Annotated in this window: 17 protein-coding genes and 1 other RNA gene; 5 read left to right on the plus strand and 13 right to left on the minus strand. The window is 40.3% G+C overall.

The features are described 5' to 3' along the window. Positions 1–343: 343 nt before the first annotated feature. From PSM_RS10480 to fabB, 3 genes are all read right to left on the minus strand, one after another. Complete coding sequence (locus tag PSM_RS10480) at positions 344–1,360, minus strand: aspartate-semialdehyde dehydrogenase (RefSeq protein WP_013465468.1); 1,017 nt, start codon at positions 1,358–1,360, stop codon at positions 344–346. Between the two features lie 45 nt (positions 1,361–1,405). Continuing rightward, positions 1,406–2,527, minus strand: coding sequence for a 4-phosphoerythronate dehydrogenase (locus tag PSM_RS10485; protein WP_013465469.1), 1,122 nt, complete (start codon positions 2,525–2,527; stop codon positions 1,406–1,408). A 108-nt stretch (positions 2,528–2,635) separates the two neighbouring features. After that, positions 2,636–3,847 (minus strand): beta-ketoacyl-ACP synthase I, encoded by a 1,212-nt coding sequence (gene fabB / locus PSM_RS10490; RefSeq protein WP_013465470.1) that lies wholly within the window; start codon positions 3,845–3,847, stop codon positions 2,636–2,638. Between the two features lie 179 nt (positions 3,848–4,026). Between fabB and mnmC the strand changes: the two genes are divergently transcribed. Both mnmC and PSM_RS10500 read left to right on the plus strand, forming a co-directional pair. Then, a complete protein-coding gene (gene mnmC, locus PSM_RS10495) occupies positions 4,027–6,036 on the plus strand; it encodes a bifunctional tRNA (5-methylaminomethyl-2-thiouridine)(34)-methyltransferase MnmD/FAD-dependent 5-carboxymethylaminomethyl-2-thiouridine(34) oxidoreductase MnmC (RefSeq protein ID WP_013465471.1) in 2,010 nt (669 codons plus the stop codon). A gap of 291 nt (positions 6,037–6,327) precedes the next feature. Further along, entirely contained in the window at positions 6,328–6,963 is a 636-nt protein-coding gene (locus tag PSM_RS10500; RefSeq protein ID WP_013465473.1) for an NAD(P)-binding oxidoreductase, read from the plus strand. Here the strand turns inward: PSM_RS10500 and PSM_RS10505 are convergent. The 9 genes from PSM_RS10505 to ssrA form a co-directional block, all read right to left on the minus strand. After that, a complete protein-coding gene (locus PSM_RS10505) occupies positions 6,956–7,714 on the minus strand; it encodes a sulfite exporter TauE/SafE family protein (protein WP_013465474.1) in 759 nt (252 codons plus the stop codon). The two genes, PSM_RS10500 and PSM_RS10505, sit on opposite strands and share 8 nt — an antisense overlap. A gap of 438 nt (positions 7,715–8,152) precedes the next feature. Then, on the minus strand, positions 8,153–8,704 hold the full coding sequence (locus tag PSM_RS10510; RefSeq protein ID WP_013465475.1) for a hypothetical protein: 552 nt from the start codon (positions 8,702–8,704) through the stop codon (positions 8,153–8,155). Positions 8,705–8,738: 34 nt separating this feature from the next. Further along, on the minus strand, positions 8,739–9,242 hold the full coding sequence (locus tag PSM_RS10515; RefSeq protein WP_013465476.1) for a hypothetical protein: 504 nt from the start codon (positions 9,240–9,242) through the stop codon (positions 8,739–8,741). Between the two features lie 511 nt (positions 9,243–9,753). Continuing rightward, positions 9,754–10,329, minus strand: coding sequence for a YagK/YfjJ domain-containing protein (locus PSM_RS10520; RefSeq protein WP_008465776.1), 576 nt, complete (start codon positions 10,327–10,329; stop codon positions 9,754–9,756). 336 nt (positions 10,330–10,665) lie between these two features. Continuing rightward, complete coding sequence (locus PSM_RS10525) at positions 10,666–11,166, minus strand: hypothetical protein (protein ID WP_008465777.1); 501 nt, start codon at positions 11,164–11,166, stop codon at positions 10,666–10,668. Continuing rightward, positions 11,159–11,437, minus strand: a complete 279-nt coding sequence (locus tag PSM_RS10530) for a helix-turn-helix transcriptional regulator (protein WP_013465477.1) — start codon at positions 11,435–11,437, stop codon at positions 11,159–11,161. Before PSM_RS10530 ends, PSM_RS10525 begins: the two co-directional genes overlap by 8 nt. A gap of 103 nt (positions 11,438–11,540) precedes the next feature. Next, positions 11,541–12,149, minus strand: coding sequence for a hypothetical protein (locus PSM_RS10535; RefSeq protein ID WP_013465478.1), 609 nt, complete (start codon positions 12,147–12,149; stop codon positions 11,541–11,543). Beyond that, positions 12,146–13,381: an integrase domain-containing protein gene (locus PSM_RS10540; RefSeq protein WP_013465479.1), complete on the minus strand. Its 1,236-nt coding sequence runs from the start codon at positions 13,379–13,381 to the stop codon at positions 12,146–12,148. Before PSM_RS10540 ends, PSM_RS10535 begins: the two co-directional genes overlap by 4 nt. A 185-nt stretch (positions 13,382–13,566) precedes the next feature. Continuing rightward, positions 13,567–13,923: a transfer-messenger RNA gene (gene ssrA / locus PSM_RS18440) on the minus strand. Between the two features lie 249 nt (positions 13,924–14,172). Between ssrA and PSM_RS10545 the strand changes: the two genes are divergently transcribed. Next, positions 14,173–15,798, plus strand: a complete 1,626-nt coding sequence (locus tag PSM_RS10545; protein WP_013465480.1) for a DUF342 domain-containing protein — start codon at positions 14,173–14,175, stop codon at positions 15,796–15,798. Between the two features lie 64 nt (positions 15,799–15,862). Here PSM_RS10545 and rnt read toward each other — a convergent pair whose 3' ends face one another. Beyond that, positions 15,863–16,537: a ribonuclease T gene (rnt, locus tag PSM_RS10550; protein WP_013465481.1), complete on the minus strand. Its 675-nt coding sequence runs from the start codon at positions 16,535–16,537 to the stop codon at positions 15,863–15,865. 471 nt (positions 16,538–17,008) lie between these two features. Here rnt and PSM_RS10555 point away from each other — a divergent pair, with 471 nt between their 5' ends. Together PSM_RS10555 and PSM_RS10560 are read left to right on the plus strand one after the other, a co-directional pair. Further along, complete coding sequence (locus PSM_RS10555; RefSeq protein WP_013465483.1) at positions 17,009–17,887, plus strand: flagellar protein MotY; 879 nt, start codon at positions 17,009–17,011, stop codon at positions 17,885–17,887. A 302-nt stretch (positions 17,888–18,189) separates the two neighbouring features. Beyond that, the gene (locus PSM_RS10560; RefSeq protein WP_083494660.1) at positions 18,190–19,392 is read left to right on the plus strand and encodes an aromatic amino acid transport family protein; all 1,203 of its coding nucleotides are present in this window, start codon (positions 18,190–18,192) and stop codon (positions 19,390–19,392) included. The last annotated feature ends 64 nt before the right edge of the window (positions 19,393–19,456 follow it).

The following is a 19,456-nucleotide window of genomic DNA, read 5'->3' on the forward strand; positions in this document are numbered from 1 at the left end:
TTTAATGTTTAAATGTTAACGCAGCGCTTTAAAATTGGCGCTTAAACATTGATTATTCTTGCCGTTGTTAGCCACGTGGCCAACGCACATTTTTATTACAATCTATTTTTATTGCAAGCTCTATTCCAGTTACAAACTATAAACCAGTTAAGCCATAATATCCATCGCAACGCATTGAAAATAAATACCTTAAACATCATGATAAAAATGTTTTTATGTTGTTTATCAAGATGTTTACACTCTCTCAGTTAATAAGTGGCAAAAAAATGGCGGTTAAAGCATAAAAAAACGGCAAACCACTGTGGTTTACCGTTTATTGAAATTATCACTATTTTCAGGCTAATTACATATAATTAGCAATCAGTTCTTCTGCTATTTGTACACTATTGGTTGCAGCCCCTTTACGGGTATTATCACTTACTACCCACATATTTAATCCATGTGGGTGTGAAATATCAGCACGTAAACGGCCGATATAAACAGTATCATTACCACTGGCATCCGACACAGCCGTTGGGTAGTCGCCAGCATCATCAATTAGCTCAACACCTGGCGCATCACTCAATAGTTGCTTTACATGCTCAAAATCATAAGGCATACGCGTTTCAATATTAATTGACTCAGAATGACCAAAAAATACAGGGACGCGAACACAAGTCGGGTTTACCGCAATGGTTGTATCGCCTAAAATTTTATGCGTTTCGTTTACCATTTTCATTTCTTCGCGCGTATAGCCGTTATCTTCAAAGCTATCGATTTGCGGTATTACATTAAACGCAATTTGCTTAGGAAATATTTCGTTTTCCATTGGGCGTGCATTCATTAAATTTGCAGTTTGTTTAGCCAGTTCATCAACTGCCTCTTTACCCGCTCCCGACACCGCTTGGTAAGTTGAAACGTTAATACGATCAATGCCGTATGCATCATAAATAGGCTTAAGCGCAAGCATCATTTGAATGGTTGAACAATTAGGGTTGGCAATAATATTACGATTTCTAAAATCGGCTAAACTCGATGCATTTACTTCTGGCACAATGAGCGGCACTTCAAAGTCATTTCTAAAGTGCGATGTGTTATCAATAACGATACAGCCAGCGTCTGCGGCAATAGGGGCATATTTTTCTGATACACTGCCACCAGCAGAAAATAAACCGATATGCGCTTGGCTAAAGTCAAAGCCTTCAACATCACGTACTTCTATGGTCTCACCACGAAACTTTATATCTTCGCCAGCACTGCGGCTGCTTGCTAATAAAAACAGCTGATCGACCGGAAATTTACGATCTTCCAAAGTTTCAATGATTTGACGACCTACAAGGCCTGTAGCGCCGAGTACGGCAACGTTATATTTTTGCGACATATTTCATCCTCTGTAAGCACGATTAAAACAACCGTGCTAATTAAATTAGTTTGCTGTAGTAAAACCAAGCTGCGCAAATGCAGCAAGCTCGGTGCTATCACCTTCAACCACCACGGTGCTAAATTCACGTCGGGTTGGATAATTTTTTCGTAAACTGTCAAAGCCTTCATCGGCCAAGTGACGCAGTAAAATGCCATCATCACGGCGTACGTCATAAACTAAGTGCACTAAACGGGCTATATCTGTTTCGCTAAAACTACTTCCTAGGGCGACTTTTTTAATTGCAGGAGGCGGTAAAAAATCATCAAGCGATTTTATTGCGTTAACCCCTTTTAGCTCACACAAGCTTTGATACAACATTTGTGTACCCCGAGCTTTGCCCTCAAGAGTATGTCCGGCAATGTGCACACTGGCATAGCGAACATGCTCAAGTAACTCGGTTAAAATGTTAGGTTCGTTTTCCCACACATCCAACACTAAATCGAGCTCAGCGCCGGCTTCCATCACCTCAAGTAATGCTTGATTATCAATCACATCACCTCGGCTGGCGTTAATTAAAGTAAGTCCAGGTTTAAGCGTAGTTAAGCGCTTTTTATCAAGCATGTGCAGTGTTTTATGCGTACCTGTTTTTACTAACGGCACATGAAACGTGACTATATCTGACTGCGCTAATAGCTCATCAAGCTCAACGTGCTCGGTTAATAGCCCTTGCTCATGCTTTATTGGGTCGCACAATAGTAAATTAACGTTAAGTGCTTTTAGCTTGTGCGCGAGGCAACTACCAATATTACCCACACCCACAATACCAATTGTTTTCCCGCTTAATGGGCTGGCGTTTTCTTGACTTAATGCAAATAAACTACTGATCACATATTCAGCAACCGCAATCGCATTGCAGCCAGGCGCACTGGTAAAATCAATATTTTTTGCGTTGAGCAAATCGGTATCAATATGATCCACACCAATAGTGGCTGTACCTACAAAGCTTAGCTTATTAGCCTGTGCTAATAATTCACTATTGACCTGCGTGACTGAACGAGTGAGTAATACATCAACATCAATGAGTTGTTCTGGAGTTAATTGCCTGCCATCAAATCGTTCAACCTCACCCATATCTTTAAAGAATTGCTCAACTAAAGGCATATTTTGATCGGCAAGAATTTTCATTGTGAATCCGTTTGGCAAAATGAGGCTCTATTGTAACGAACAACCGCCTATTTGCACAAACGAAAAAGCCGAGCATTTTGCTCGGCTTTAAAATAGTTAAAGGTTAACTTAGCCTTTGTATTTGCTCATTACTAATGTGGCATTGGTGCCGCCAAAACCAAAACTGTTAGACATAACCGTATTTAGTTCAACGTCTTTGGCTTCAGTTACAATGTTCAAGCCCGCTGCTTGCTCATCAAGCTCATCAATATTGATAGATGGCGCAACAAAACCATGCTCAAGCATTAGCAATGAAAAGATGGCTTCGTGTACACCTGCCGCACCCAGTGCATGGCCTGTCATTGCTTTAGTTGCGCTGATCATTGGCGAGTTACCACCAAATACTTCTTGAATAGCGCCCAGCTCTTTCACATCGCCTACGGGTGTTGACGTACCATGGGTATTTAAGTAATCAATGCTATCAACGTTTTGCATTGCTTGGCGCATACAACGTACTGCGCCCTCACCCGATGGTGCAACCATGTCGTAACCATCTGAGGTTGCGCCGTAACCGGTAATTTCAGCATAAATGTGCGCGCCACGTGCAAGTGCGTGTTCTAGCTCTTCAACAACCACAATACCGCCACCGGCTGAAATCACAAAACCATCACGGTTAGCATCGTATGTACGTGATGCTTTTTCAGGTGTGTCGTTATATTTAGTCGAAAGCGCGCCCATAGCGTCAAATTCCATCGCTAGCGTCCAGTGAAGTTCTTCACCACCACCTGCAAAAATAACGTCTTGCTTGCCTAGTTGAATCTGCTCAACAGCATGGCCAATACAATGCGCAGAGGTTGCACACGCAGAGCTAATTGAATAGTTAACGCCTTTAATTTTAAATGGCGTTGCTAAACAAGCCGAGGTGGTGCTCGCCATAGTACGTGGCACCATGTAAGGGCCAACGCGCTTAACGCCTTTTTCGCGAAGGATATCGGCCGCTTCTACTTGCCATTTTGATGAACCGCCGCCAGAACCCACTAATAAACCAGTGCGCTCGTTTGATACTTGTTCGTCGCTAAGGCCCGCATCTTCAATCGCTTGTGCCATTGAGATATAAGAATAAGCCGCTGCATCACCCATAAAGCGCATTGCTTTGCGGTCAACATGCTCTTTAACATCAATATCAATTTTACCTGATACATTGCTGCGCAATTTGTAATCAGCAAATTCTTGGTTAAAAGCAATACCGCTTTTACCCGCTCTTAGTGACTCTAATACTTCTTCTTTATTATTGCCGATGCTTGATACAACACCGATGCCTGTTATTACGGCTCTTCTCATGGGTAATTCCCTTAGCTTAATACTTAATTGTGTTCTATTTTACGCGAATTTAATCATCTAAGTGGTCAGCTTTCTAGCGTACACTTGTACTCTGAAGCTACAGCTTATAAATAACGCCAGACTATTTCAAAGAAAACACGTAAAATAATTAAAAAATTATCTATAAAAATGAATTGGTCATGATAAAAAACGCCCACATACACTTTAATGATTTAGGGACACCGGTTGCTAATGACTTTGATGATGTTTATTTTTCTAATGACGACGGCCTCGCTGAGTCTCATTATGTGTTTTATCAACAAAACAATATAGAGTCACGGTTACAAAATCATGACCGTGAGCACTTTGTTATAGCCGAAACCGGTTTTGGTACAGGGCTTAATTTTTTAAATGCATGGCAGCAGTTTTATGACCACCTGCAATGCCCACAAGTTCAAAGTCAACAGTCTAATAACGTGCAACGACTGCATTTTATTTCTTTTGAAAAATATCCACTTAGCGTAAATGATTTAAAACAAGCCTTGCAAGCTTGGCCTAGTTTAAGTCATTTAAGCGCCCAACTCGTCTCCCACTACCCGATTAATTTAACCGGTTGTCATCGCCTTGAATTTGCCAATGGCCTTGTGGTGCTCGACCTCTACTTTGGTGATGTGCTGGAATGTATTAATAGCATGAGCTACCCACAAAGTGGACTCGTTGACGCATGGTTTTTAGATGGTTTTGCACCGAGTAAAAACCCCGACATGTGGCAGCAAAGTGTATTTAACGCCATGGTTGATATTTCCAGATGCAACGCGACATTAGCCACGTTTACCGCTGCGGGCTTTGTTCGCCGTGGTTTAATTGAAGCGGGCTTTAGCATGCAAAAAGCTAAAGGCTTTGGCCGAAAACGAGAGATGCTAGTTGGCACACTCGCTCAGGCTAATTCAAAACAATCGGCCCCCGCCTATTTTGAGCATCACTTCTCTCCCCTTACCAATGTGGCTGTTATTGGCGGTGGTATAGCCAGCAGTTGTATTCTTTATAGCCTTGCGAAACGCGGTATACCAAGCCACTTATTTTGCCAAGATAAACAACCGGCCATGGGGGCATCTCACAATGTACAAGGGGCGATATATCCGCATTTACAAGCAAAAAATTCGCCACACAGTGAACTATTTGCCCATAGTTTTTTATACGCAAAGCGGCTTTACAATCAATTACTCAACAATGGCTTTTTGTTTGATCACCAGTGGTGTGGTGTGCTGCAACATGCAGTAAAAAAACCATTGGCAGAGCGTCATCAAAATCTCGCTGATAAACAACTGTGGCCAGAGCTGCTTATGCGAAATATGACTGCTGATGAGGGTGATGCTATTGCTGGGGTTAAAACAGGTTACTCAGGGGTGTTTTTTGAACAAGGCGGCTGGGTTAATCCCCCCCAGTTAGTCAGTGCTATGTTAGATGCCGCACAGCAATTAAATGAGTTTGAGAGCCTATTTAATTGCCACATTGAGCAACTTAACAAACAACCCGATGGCTGGTACTTAACCACGCAAAAACAAACATTTGGCCCCTTTAGCGATGTGATTATTTGCGCCGGTGAACACAGCGATGCATTTGCGCAAACTAAAACGCTCCCTATTGTTGGCGTACGCGGACAGGTGTCACATGTTCAAGCAAGCACGCAATCACGTAAGCTAAAAACCGTGTTGTGTCACAAGGGGTATTTCACCCCCGCTTATTTAGATCACCATTGTATGGGCGCCACCTTTGAAAAAAACAGTAAAAGCCGTGAAGTGACCGAGCAAGACAACCACACTAACCGCGAGCAACTGCTGAGCTTTTATAACAACACTGAATTTGCCACCAGCTTAGGCGATATTAGCTCTGCTAAAGCCGCTGTTCGCTGTAGTTTTATTGATCACTTACCTATGGCCGGTGAATGGGTGGAGCAAACTGACTATACACATGCATTTGCTAATTTACGTTTGGGTAAGCGCTATCAATACCAAGCATTAAAAAAACCACAACAGGGCCTGCATATTTTTACCGGCTTTGGCGCGCGAGCATTATGCAGTGCACCGCTATCTGCCGAGCACCTAATTAGTAGTTTAAACAATGAACCTCGCCCACTAAGCGAACGCGTAAGCCAAGCTATTCACCCAGGCCGCTTTATTGTTCGTGACCTTATTCGCAATAAAATTTAAAGGTAATAATACCTACAAAGCCCTTTACTGTAATTACCAAGAACGCAGTGTACGTATTGGCTTATACCACCGTAGCTTTGTAACCGAAGTAAGTATAATGATCGAGTAAAAAGTTCTAAAAAACGCCTAAAAAAATAGCTAATTTTAATACTCAGTTAAGTAATAACTTTTCACTAATATGTTTTTTTTAAATAAGCTCGTTTAAATCCCATTTACTCTTTAAAAATAATTTCCTACCCCAAGGTCTGTTTGTACGAACAATCTTTACACTATATTGAGAAGGAATTAATTATGAGTAAGACTTTAATTATTGGCGCAAGTGGTCAAATTGGTAAAATGGCTACCAAACTACTTTTAGAAAATGAGCAAAATGTTGTTGCACTTGTAAGAGACAAAAGCAAACTGCGTGATTTAGATAGCCCATTTTTAAGTATTGTTGAACAGGATTTAGAAGGTGACTTTTCAAGTGCCATTAATGGCTGCGACCAAGTTATCTTTGCAGCAGGTTCAGGTGGAAGTACAGGCACAGATAAAACCGTACTTATTGATTTGTGGGCAGCGACAAAAGCAGCAACTTATTCTAAAGAGCACGGTGTAAAACACTTTATTATGGTCAGCTCTATTGGTGCAGACGATCCTGATGCGATAGATAGTGACTTAAAGCCCTATCTAGTAGCAAAACATATGGCTGATGAGCATTTAATTCACAGTGGACTCAATTACACAATTATCCGCCCAGGAACATTAACTGACGAAAGTGCCTCTTTGGAAGTAACAACAGAGCGCCCTAGCGATCAGTCAAAGGCTAAAATTAGCCGCGAAAATGTAGCCAACGCATTGCTTCACGTTGCTACAAACTCATTTAATAGCAATCGTATTTTTGAGTTATTTGATGGCGATAAACCAATAAAAGCCGCTATTAAGTAAGCATTACACTCACCCCTTGCCATGCAAGCTGCATGGCAAGCAGAGTTAAAATCACTTTAAAAATAACTCTAAAACGCTCCACAGAGAGCCGCTTAAGTAAACGAATCCCTAACCAGGTGCCAATGGCTCCGCTTAAAATCATCGCAAGTGTTAAGGGCAACCATTGCCAAAAGCTAAAACCCAGCCCCGCATAAACAACGGCTTTTAAACTATGCTGCAAGGTCATAATACTTGAAAAAGTCGCGGTAAATTTAAGCTTATCGTAATGATTAATGTGTAAATAACTCGCCACCAGAGGCCCACTTGCTCCCACAAAAGTAGAAATAAATGTCGTAATTACACCCGCTATTAAACGCCCTAATCGTGAGTCTTTATTAAATTCAGGGATTGTTCCCCACAGTAAATAAATCACAAATAAAGCCACAAACAGCTTCATGCTATCAAGGTTAATATCGCTCACTACTTGGCTCGACAACCCGGCACCAATTAATCCACCCAGAGTAAAATACAACAACATCGGCTTATCAAGATGGGCAATACTTAACAATAATCGATTGGCATTAGAGCCTAACTGCACTAAACCATGAACCGGCACAACCATTGCCATCGGCATAACCGACGCCATTACCACCAACAGCATTAAACCGCCGCCCGCACCAAAAGCCGCCGATACAAACGAAGTAACCCCCGCCAGTAAAACCAGTAAAAGCGAAATTAAAGGGGAAATGTGTTCAGCTGTAAAAATATCCATATCAAAGCTCGCAGTTATTCATTGGCTCATAATACAAAAAATAGGTAAGTAAGCGACTAGTCTATTAGTTGTAGGGTTCGGGGTCAGCGGTCAGCGGTCAGCGGTCAGCGGTCAGCGGTCAGCGGTCAGCGGTCAGCGGTCAGCGCAAGATAAATCAATGCACAATAAATTCAATCATTTTAGCCATAAAAAAACCCGCGACTTGATTGCTCAAGTTGCGGGTTTTTTAGGGTTTTTAAACAAACGAATTTAAAAACCGTTATTGGTGGAGCTGGGGGAGTCTGAACCGAACATATAACCAATTGAAAAATATATAGACAAGCAAAATAAAAACCTGCTGTTGTTACTATTATTGTTACTTATTATCTTTCCGTGGGTTCAACTTCTCGATTTGCAGCTGAATCGACTGTATTAATAACTACATTATTTGGATTACATTTAACTTTTGTTCATACGCTTTTTAGTTTCATCTAAAAACGCGGCTGATACCCTATGATCAACTTTAAAAATCGTGTCACACTTCTTTCCAGTGGCTTTCAATTCAATGTCTGCCTTGGCGAATTCTTCCAATCGCTCAACGGAAATATCAATTGCAAAATACTCATGCACAACTACATAGCTAACACCCATAGCTGAATTGGATGCAACATTACGATCTACCTCATGAAGTTTGTACTCTCTCCCAGTAGAATCATAGGCGCTATTTATAAAACACCAGCCATTTTGTGAAAACATCTTTCCGTATAATTGAATGAAGTCAGGTGTACTTGAATCTTTTCCGTACTTTGCACGATAATTGTAGTTTGTTACAGGTTCTGACATGCCGCCCACATAAACCTCAGACCTTAACCACCCTTCAGACTTAAACTTATCGTAATTATAAGTAATACCTTTAGCCGCAGCCTCCTTACTACCTACATTTACATTATAAGCACAAGCATTTAATAAAAATACCGATGCGCCAAATAGTGCTAAATTTAATATTTTCATACAATTCCCTTTATATAGTTTAACAGTCCTAGGGTTAATCAAACCCCAGCTCTTCTTTACTAGTTTTTGGTTTTTTTAAGCCGTTATAGCTTATTGAGAGCACAACATGCGCACTAAGCCCAGCATTAACAAAGACTAAAACTAGAGTAAAGTCACCACTCACCCATTGCATTGCTGTTTTATTATTCTCTAGTTGAGTGTACTTACCGAACAATGTGGTGAGCTTATTTAATAACAACGGATAGTCTTCAACGTCAAAATATACACCAACGCCATTAAGCCGCATTTCAGAATCAAACACAAATGACGTATTTCTATTTTGCCTTTTAACCCCTAATACTTCTTTTGAATCTTTCAATTCAAGCCAAGCAATATCACCAACACTTTCCTTGGTAGTATTGGGTAATTTGTTTGCGACAGCTTCAATCGTATCACCCCACTGTGTACCAAAAACACCATCACCAAACAGCTCTGCAATAGTTGCCGCTTTTACAGGGAGTAAAAAAAATAAAAATAAAACACTTAAAAACAGCCTCATGGCTTTCCTTAAATTTAGTAGTAGAAACTGAATAAAGATATAAACCTATACCTTATACTAACACCAAAACCTAAATGGCTTGCGAGTATTTATGCAAACAAATGTAAGATACCGACTTAAAACTTTGTAGTAAAAAGCTTACAAAGCTATAAGCCTAATATGATGCATGTTTAAGAGCTTAATGAATACACGTGCATATCTCTCCGCAAAACAGCTGTAAGGTGTTTATTTGATACTGTCTTTTTATAAGCCTAAAATGATAGGTTTTGTAAGGTTTTGTTAGGCTTATTAAACTAAGTTTTACTAAGTATTAACGGCTCATACAGTTGAGGTTTTATCAGGTATAAAGGCTAGGATAATTTAGATTTCATCAGTACAAAAACAAATACATTCGCTAAGCTCTTAAAATAAGTAGAGCCATTTAAAAATCAATTTTTGACAATGTTTGATAACCTGACAGCAAACAAAGTTAGATATAAAGTGTTTAATTGCTTTGTATTGTATACATTCCTTAAAGCTTAGGTTTAACCCTACTTGAGCCGTGGTTTTTAGTTTGTGCTGGTTTATAGCCCTTCCCTCTGGCTTTAGCAAGGTAAGACATACGCCATATAGCGCCTTGCTTTTTATCATGCTCATATCGTTTAAATCTATAAAAACAATTTTTTGGAATCCATGGACGCACACCCAATGTATTTCCCATTTCTAAAATAAATTCATTTATCTTACTTGGGTAGCATACTTTGTTAGCATCAAGAATAACTACCACATGATAATGCTGCTTTTTCGCTCTTTCTTGCTCCCGCGTCCAATGGTAGCCAAAGATAGGCATTTTATACCTTTGCTTTATAAAACCGCTTAAACTTTCCATAACAGCAATAATAAAACGGTTATCATTTGTTTGATATGGAATACCGATATCAAATCGTAAAACTAAAACTTGGCTATAATGTGTTAAAACTGCCTCAAGCTGATCTAACATACTCTTCATTTGCGCTGTGTAAATGCCGCTCTTTGACGTATGAACTTGCCAAATGTTCTGTTTATGGCAAATTACAGGTGAGTGACTCACATACTGATAATTAGACACAAATACTTCCTATTAGATAATATAAATATCCGAATGATAAAAGGGGTGTTTTCACTAGTGTCATTATTCCACGGCTGGCTAACTCGACTTTATACAGTAAGTAGTAACTAACAACCTTCATTTTTAATGAAAACAAACCTATAAACCACTGCCGTTAAAGACCGCAATAAAAAAGGCTTAAGGGAAAAGACTGGATACACACGCCCTTCAATGTTAGTGGAAACTCACCTGAAAGCATTTTTATTATGAGCTTTACTTATTATATAATGCTTAAAGCTAGTGGCAGTTTAGCTACTCGCCACCAGCCCTCGAAATAACCAATCTAAAGCCGTCTAACTAACCATTAGTCGGCTTTTCCTTATCAAAGACAGGCTCATTAGCCGCACCAGTAACCTTTAAATGCTCGGTCACAATAATGGTTTTAACCTGCTCAATACCAAGTTGCTCAAGGATTTTAACAAGGCTCTTTTTTGCCCTTTGCTCTCTTTCCTTTTTGACTTTACGCTTAACTTTTTCACGCTGAGCCGCTCGTTTATTGAAAAACTCAAATCGTTGTAGCTCTGTCATAGAGTGAGAAACCTTTAGCCCAACCTCACGCTTACTTTGATAATCAATAAAGCATTTCATTTTAAGGTGGCTATGCTTTGCATCTTCCTTATCTAATTCAACATCGGCATACCCTCTACCAATTGGGCTTGTAGATTGACCGTTAAGCCATGCGAGCAAGATTGAACGGTGAATAATGTCCATTCGAACTAGCTCCTCAAAAGCTTCTGGTGCTAACTTTTCCAAATATTCCAATGTGATTGGTGTTGGCAGTTCATTTAAATTAATCATTAGCTGCCTCCAAGTGAGTGTATTGCTTAAGTAGATTTTTGCGCTTTGCGACTAGTTCACGAACAAATTCTTTTATCTGCTCATCGTTGTAGCCTGCAATGGTTACTGCTAAGGTTGCGTTTATTTCATACTTATAAAATGCAACTCCGCGTTTACCTATTTTTATAGGTGGAGGTATTAGCCCATCATTAATTTTTTGCTGAAATAGGGTTTTACCACATGCCCATAATGGACGTGCCTGCTCTTTTCTAGTTAATTCAAGTAGTGACATTTAAGACCTCCTAAGGTCGTTAATAAGTTTGCAATACAAATATTAACCTGAAGAATTATTTAAGCTATTTCAGTTTCCTAGTCATGTATCATCGTGATAAATATCAAGGTGATTTATCACTTTTTTGTAGGATTTCTTCTCTTATTTTTCTAATATGATTCTTGATAGCTTGATCACCTATCGTTGGGTACGTGTCCTTAGTAGCTAAAAAATCCTTATATTTTTTAACATAGCGCTCAAGCTTATAATCTTTTATTGCCTCACCAAAACTTCTAAAATCTTGACTTATCAGATGCTCAATATCACTTCTTATCTTTTCGGTTGAAATATTAGGCTTACTTCGTTTGGCTCTATTTTTCTTTGATTCCAACTTTCTAGTTTCATTTAAAGCCCAACTAGCTCCCTTTGTATCACCACTACACACCCCCATTTGATAAGCTCTCTTAATAAGTTCTTCTATATATAATCTTGAATACATTCTAACGTGAGTCGTCACATCAATATCATTGCCGTGTGACACATCAAAGTTCTGTATTAAACCATATTCAAGTGCATGTTCAGCTTTATCGACGTCAACTTGATTTAGCAAATCTGCATGAGAAGTTACTAAGTTCTCTATATAAATTTCGATTGCTTCAAGCGATTTCTCATAATTTTTAATAGCTGATTTAGATGGTTTCCCAAATCTATGGGGGATGTATTCGATTTTCATTTCAATACCTTTAGATAGCTAAGCCCAGCTAACGAACTACTTCCACTAGCCGCATTTTCTATATACTCAGACCACCAGCACATCATGGTTTTTCTTCGTTCAAAGTAGTCAGTGCGGTTATATGCTCGCCTTACTTCGTTTGTATCAACATGCGCTAAAGCTGCCTCTATTACGTCAGGGTCAAATCCTTGTGCATTAAGCGTTGTACTGGCAAGCGAGCGCAAGCCATGTGCCACCAGCTCGCCTTTAAACCCCATACGCTTTATTGCTGCATTGGCTGTTTGCACGTTCGCGTGGCTGCGTGGGTCTCTATCAGCGGGAAATACATATTCACGGTGCGCACTTATTGGTTTCATTAATTCAAGTAAAGCGAGTGCTTGCGGTGTAAGGGGTATGCGTTGCTCTTTGCCCTTTTTCATTTGCTCGGCTGGTATAACCCACACGCCAGTATTTAAGTCTATATCTTGCCATTTAGCTGTTGCAGCCTCATTAGGGCGTGTCATGGTGTGTAACTGCCATTCGATTAAACAACGCGTTGTAAGCTTAATACTGGCACGATTTAAGGCACTCATTAGCTCAGGTAGCCTATCCACTTCAATAGACGGCATAGCGCTTTTTTTAGGCGCTTGGAATGCTTGCCTTATATTCGCTAGTGGATTGGCTTCTATAAGCCCACAGTTAACCGCATGCACCATTACTTCGTTAATACGCTGGCATAGTCTTTTTACAGTCTCTAAGCTGCCCTTTGCCTCTATGGGTCGCACTAGCTCTATTACTTGAAAGGCTTTTAATTTACTTATTGGTTCATCACCAAACGCAGGAAAGGCATGATTAGTTAACAGATTTAAAGCGGCTTGTGCTGTTTGTGGTTTTATTTCTGTTTTCTTTTTCTCAAACCACATTAAAGAAACTGCTTTAAATGTTTGTAGGTGTGTTTCTTGTGCTTGCTTTTCATCTAGCTGGCGCTGGTGGATAGGGTCTATATTTTCAAGCACTAGGGCTTTATATTTTTTATGGCGTTCTCTAGCAGTTTTAAGACTTATATCAGGGTAAGAGCCAAGCCCCATATTTTTACGTTTTTTAGTAATTGGCGCTGTGTAGTTATAAAGCCAAAATTTACCACCACTGGGCTTTATTCGTAATGTTAAGCCGCCACCGTCAGTAAGGTTATATTCCTTAGCTTTTGGTTTAGCCGAGTCGACTTGCTTTGCTTTGAGGTTGTGAATAGCCATTTGTAACAACGATCCCTATGTAAAATTCCAGTTGTTACGTTTAGTGTTACAACAAATCGCGGTTGTTACAAGTTTTAAACGGTCACTAATGGTTAAACTATAGGCATAAAAAAACCCGCAAGGCTCGAATTAACTAGCGTTGCGGGTCTTTCACGGTTCTTAGCAACGTATCTAAAAACCTTTATTGGTGGAGCTGGGGGGATTTGAACCCCCGTCCGAAAAGCCTCGACCGTCGGTACTACATGTTTAGTATTGTCATTTAATTAACCTTTAAATCCCGGACAAACACGGTAGATAAAGGCGAGGCCGCTTAGTTTTAACGCTTCAACCCCGGCCAGGGTTTCCGTCGCGATCAGGTGTTAGGGTGACACTCCAAAATCCAGTCCACAAGAATACATGGAAGGAGCGCTAGCCAGCCTAAGCTGCTAGAGAGTAGTTATCGTCGTTTGCGATTACTTTAAATTGCGGCTTTTTTACGAGGCAAACCGCACCTCGACATGCACCTTGGGCTTCTTGAATTCCGTCGAATCCTAATCAGCCCCTGAATAAGGTTACTCATTCAGAGCGTGCAAGCAGTATAACTGAGTAACCCATCAATACTCAACACCTTAGGCGTTTTATTTTATTGGTTGGTTAATCCTGCATCAAACACACTTTTAAATGTAAAATATTGGATAATTAAGAAACAATTACTTAACAAGTATGATGCTTTATGCTCAAATGTAGGGCTAGACCTTGGTCTAATACAATATAAAAAATAATAACAGGCATATTACCTAGAGGATTTATAAATGTCGGTTTTTTCTTTTGATGAGCAAACGGGGCATATCTCTTTGCTCTCCCACCCTAATGTCTCAGGTTTAGCCTCAACAGCAACACAGCTTATTGAATTAATTAGGCAGTCAGAATATTGCGAGTGTGACATTATTGTTAGCAATATTGGTAAGTTGTTTGCTCAAAATAACGACGAAGAGACCCCCTCTTTGGTGGTTGCTCAAGCCATTGATGCAAAGCTAACCATTAACATTGATGAAAAAAATATGCTTGTTGAAGCTACCCTTATTACTGCTAAGGGCGGTAAATTACTTAACATGGAACAAGCAATTGACGTGTTAGCTCAGGCAGGGATTGTAAAGGGTATTAGCTCTCATGCATTAGAACAGTTATTGGCACAACAATTTGAACAACCCTCAGGAAGCACGCATTGCGCTGAAGTCGCTTTTGGTCGCGCGCCTAAAGTGGGTAACGATGCCAAATTTGTGCGTCTTTGCTGCACAGCGCAAGACCGCGTACTTAGCCCGCAAGCTAAGGGCGGTGGTAAAGTCGATATGAGAAACCTAGGTGATATTATTACTGTAAAACCTGGGTGTGAACTAATGCGGCGTATTCCAGCAACATCGGGAGTTGATGGCTTTACTGTGTTTGGAGATGTGCTAACTGCAATCCCTGGCAAAGAGCATAAATTACAACCTTTTGACGGTACTAAAATTGCGCCCGATAACCCCAACTTACTAATTGCCGACTGTACTGGTGTACCGGTTGCCCTTCCCCGTGGTATGCGTGTTGATGATGTTTTATGTTTTCATAATATTGACCCAAGTACCGGCCATGTTGAATTTGATGGCAGTATTATAGTCAGTGGTGATATAAAAGATGGCATGCGCGTGACTGCTACCGGCGATATTACTGTTTTAGGTTTTGTTGAATCGGCGCAGTTAAAAAGTAATAGCGCCATCACAATAGTAAAGGGGGCAATTGGCAGAAAACGAGAAGCCGATGAGCCATTCACCTGTTCTATTTTTGCTAAACGAACCGTTGCACTTGGTTACTCTCAATACTGTGACATAAAAACGGAGCAAAACTTATTAATAGAACGCCAATCATTACATTGTGACTTGAGTGCTGGAAATTTAATTAGGGTTGGCAGCGCAAAAGATCCTAAAGGGAAAATTATTGGTGGTCATATTCTAGACGCAATGCGCATTGAAACAGGTGAATTGGGCGCACCAGCAGGAACTAAAACCCGTGTTTGCATCGCACAGCGATGGTATGTGCTAAAACAAAAACAAGCGCAAATCACTGACTTTGAAAAAGTTTTAATCAGTAAGTCAATTGAACTACAGCAAGCGCGCCAGCGAATTAATAAACAAGTTGCAAGCGCACAGCGTCAGCAGTTTTTGAATAAAATAACAACGAATGAAGAACACATAGCAAACCGAAGCGCCAGTATCAGTCAGCAAAAGCAGTTGCTAAGAAATAAAATGGCGCAGCTTTTAGCGCTCAGTCGTTTAAAAGTTAATGAGCTTATGCACCCCGGGGTGGAGCTTAAAATTGCACGAGAATCAATTAGCTTTTCGCGTAATTATCCACCACATTTAATCACTCACAGTGAAGGTAAAATAACGCAATCGTTTTAATAACGCATATTAAGACTGGCTCAGCCCACACAGTGAACACTCATTAATATGAGCTGAGTTTATGCTAATCTTGGTTGCTTACTTCGTCTTCGTTTTGTTGTGTTTCATCTATAGCAAGTGGCCAACCACCTAGTTGCTGCCAACGATTGACAATTAAACAATATAATTCAGCGGTGCGTTCTGTATCGTATAACGCAGAGTGTGCTTGTTTGTTATCAAACTCTATTCCTGCCGCGCGGCACGCTTTAGCCAATACTGTTTGCCCTAATGCCAAGCCTGCAAGTGATGTGGTATCAAAACTAACAAACGGATGAAATGGTGTGCGCTTAATGTTATTACGCTCAATAGCCGCATTTAAAAAGCCATGATCAAAAGCAGCATTATGAGCAACCACCACAGAGCGCTGGCACCCTGCGGCTTTTTGCGCTTTGCGCACTACTTTACAAATTTCTTTAATCGCCTCTTCTTCAGGGACTGCCCCTCGCAGTGCTGAAAAAGGCTCAATACCATTAAACTCAATGGCGGCTTGTTCAATGTTTGCGCCCTCAAACGGTTGCACATGAAAATGAACAGTATGATCTATGCTAAGCAATCCCTCGTCATCCATTTTTAAAACGGATGCTGCAATTTCAAGTAGTGCGTCGGTTTCTTTGTTAAAACCGGCGGTTTCAACATCAATAACCACTGGAAAAAAGCCACGAAAGCGTTGTGCGAAAAGTGTTTGCTCAGTATTTGCCATAGTATTCTTGGTTTATAGGGATTAGCTGTCTATTATGTCAAAATTGGGCCCCTGTCGGCTAGGGGATTTATTGATTAATTGCAGTTAAACTATAGGCATGTTACTTGCTTAGTAATTAGGGTCTGTTGACCGTTGCGGATTAAAATTTGTTCAAGCTAGGGGCGGTTTAATCGCGGCGCGAGGTTTGTAACCTAGTGGGCTAAGTAAAAACCGAGCAACAAAGAGTAAATCGCCCCTAGGCAGAACCCTTCGGGCAGCGCCTGTTTGGCATTGATGCTTTGTTATCGCCTATTTATGGGGAATAACCACACCACATAGGCGCTGCCTTGCCTAAATACCAAACAGGCTGCTGCAAATTTAACCTTGAAAGGTCAACAGACCCTAGCGTTTGCGCTGAATTATTTGCTGTTGCGTAATATTTTACGGTTTTTGTCACTTTTTTGGCAGAGCTAGATAACTGGAGAATTCTCAATGAAGTGTAAGTTGTTATTTATTAGCCTAGGCATTAGTAGTGTGCTGTATAGTTTGAATACAACTGCGGCAATGCGCCAGTACACGGCTAACCAAGATAATTCAAACTGGAACTTGGTTAAAACAACTCGCTTACAATGCCAATTAAATCATAAAGTTCCCTACTATGGTGAAGCTGTTTTTAAAGCATCAGCAAGTAAAAACAAAGATCTCACTTTTAATTTAGACATGGTGGTACGCCCAGAAAATTACGCGATTGCCGGTTTAAAAGCGGTGCCACCTAGTTGGCGAGCAGGTCGCCCTGCCCGTGATATTGCTGATATGAAATTACTTAAAAAGTTTGATGGTGAACTAGGTAATAAAACAGCATGGGAAATGCTTACTGAGCTTGAAAAAGGTAACCAACCCACTTTTTACTACCAAGACTGGCAAAATAGTGCCGATAAAATTGCCGTGGGCATGTCTAATGTTAACTTTAAGCAAGCGTATTGGGCGTTTTTACAGTGTCGCGATGAACTACTGCCATACAATTTTGAAGATATTTCGTTCACTATAATGAACTATGAATCTAATAGCAGTAAGTTAACTAAGTCATCGCAACAACGCCTTGATAAAATTGCTGAGTATTTGAAAAACGACCCCAGTATAGAGTCAATCAGTATTGCATCGTACACCGATAGTTACGGTGGTCGCTGGAATAACCTCGATTTATCAAGAAAGCGTGCTAAGGAGATTAAAGATTACATGGTTGGCTTAGGCGTTGATGAAGCTAAAGTGGTTACTGAAGGCTTTGGTGAAAAACGCTTTGTAGATACTAATGACAATATTTTAGGCCGTGATAAAAACCGCCGCTTAGTGATTCAAATCGCTAAAATGTAAATTGTCGTATTCCTTTTCGACCGACGGTGTAATGGATAACGCTTTCGGTCAATACATACCATTTTTGTGATGCCTATTTTATACATAGCAAACAACCTCCCTTTTAATTATTAACATTTAGCTTTTTATTTTTTCATTTATATTAATAAGTTAAATTTCCTTTTTTTGATGATTTTGGCTTTTTTAATACAGTTGTAAATAGAAGATTACATTTTATTTTGTCTCTTTTATGACAAAACTATTTAAGTTTTACACAACTAGTTATATCTTGCGTGTCTCTCACGTTTGATCAGGATCATTAAGTGCTTAAAAATAAAACAATAGGTAGCATGTTAATTGTTGCAGGAACCACCATAGGTGCAGGTATGCTTGCCCTGCCTATCGCCTCTGCAGGGCTTGGATTTAATACCGCGATGGTATTAATTATCGGTTGTTGGTTACTTATGACCTACACCGCTTTACTTATGTTGGAACTACATCAATACGCCCCTCGCGACGCCACCTTAAATACCTTGGCTAAGCTTTGGCTAGGTAAGCGCGGTCAGTATGTGGCTAACTTTTCAATGATATTTTTATTTTATGCGTTATGCGCGGCCTACATAGCAGGTGGCGGAGCCCAGCTACAAGAACGTATAAACACTGGTTTTAACTTAAGTATTGCCCCACAGTTAGGCTCCGTTATTTTAGCGGTGGTGATTGCAGGTGTTGTCACTTTAGGCACCAGCAAGGTAGATAAGCTTAATAGAGTGCTGTTTAGTATAAAAATAGTGGTATTGGGTAGCTTATTTTATATGCTTACGCCTTATGTGCATGGCCAGCACTTACTTGAAATGCCGGTTGAGCAAGGGCTGATACTTTCGGCTATTCCGGTGGTATTTACCTCTTTTGGCTTTCATGGCTCTATTCCTTCTATTGTTAAATACGTTGGCCTTGACATAAAAACCTTACGCAAAGTTATGATTGCAGGCGCCTCTTTACCACTGGTTATTTATATTTTTTGGCAGGTATTAAGCCAAGGTATAATGAGCCAAGCCCAACTTCTCGAAAGTGAAGGCTTAAGCGGGTTTGTAGCCAGTGTGGCAAATATTGCTAACAACACGAGCGTTTCTACAGCCGTTAAGCTTTTTGCTGATTTAGCGCTGGCAACGTCATTTTTAGGAGTGAGCTTAGGGTTGTTTGACTTTTTTGCCGACACATTCAAAAAAGCAGATACGGGCGCAGATAGAATAAAAACCGCATTTATTACCTTTATTCCTCCTCTTGGGTTTGCCTTATTTTATCCGCAAGGGTTTATTATGGCATTAGGTTATGCCGCCATTGCATTGGTGATATTGGCTGTATTTTTGCCGGTGAGTATGGTGTACAAACAGCGTCAAGGCGTTGAAAAAAGCGGTTATAAAGTACGAAGCGGTAATATTGGTTTAGCCATAGCCGCTTTGTGTGGCATTTCAATTATTAGTGCGCAATGCCTGCAAATGGCAGGGCTAATACCTGCAATAGGTTAATACCCCATAATAAGTAATACTCTATTGGCAATCCCCCCAAACAAGAGTTTGGGGGGATTGCCAT

It is taken from the genome of Pseudoalteromonas sp. SM9913 (genome assembly GCF_000184065.1).
Taxonomy (GTDB): domain Bacteria; phylum Pseudomonadota; class Gammaproteobacteria; order Enterobacterales; family Alteromonadaceae; genus Pseudoalteromonas; species Pseudoalteromonas tetraodonis.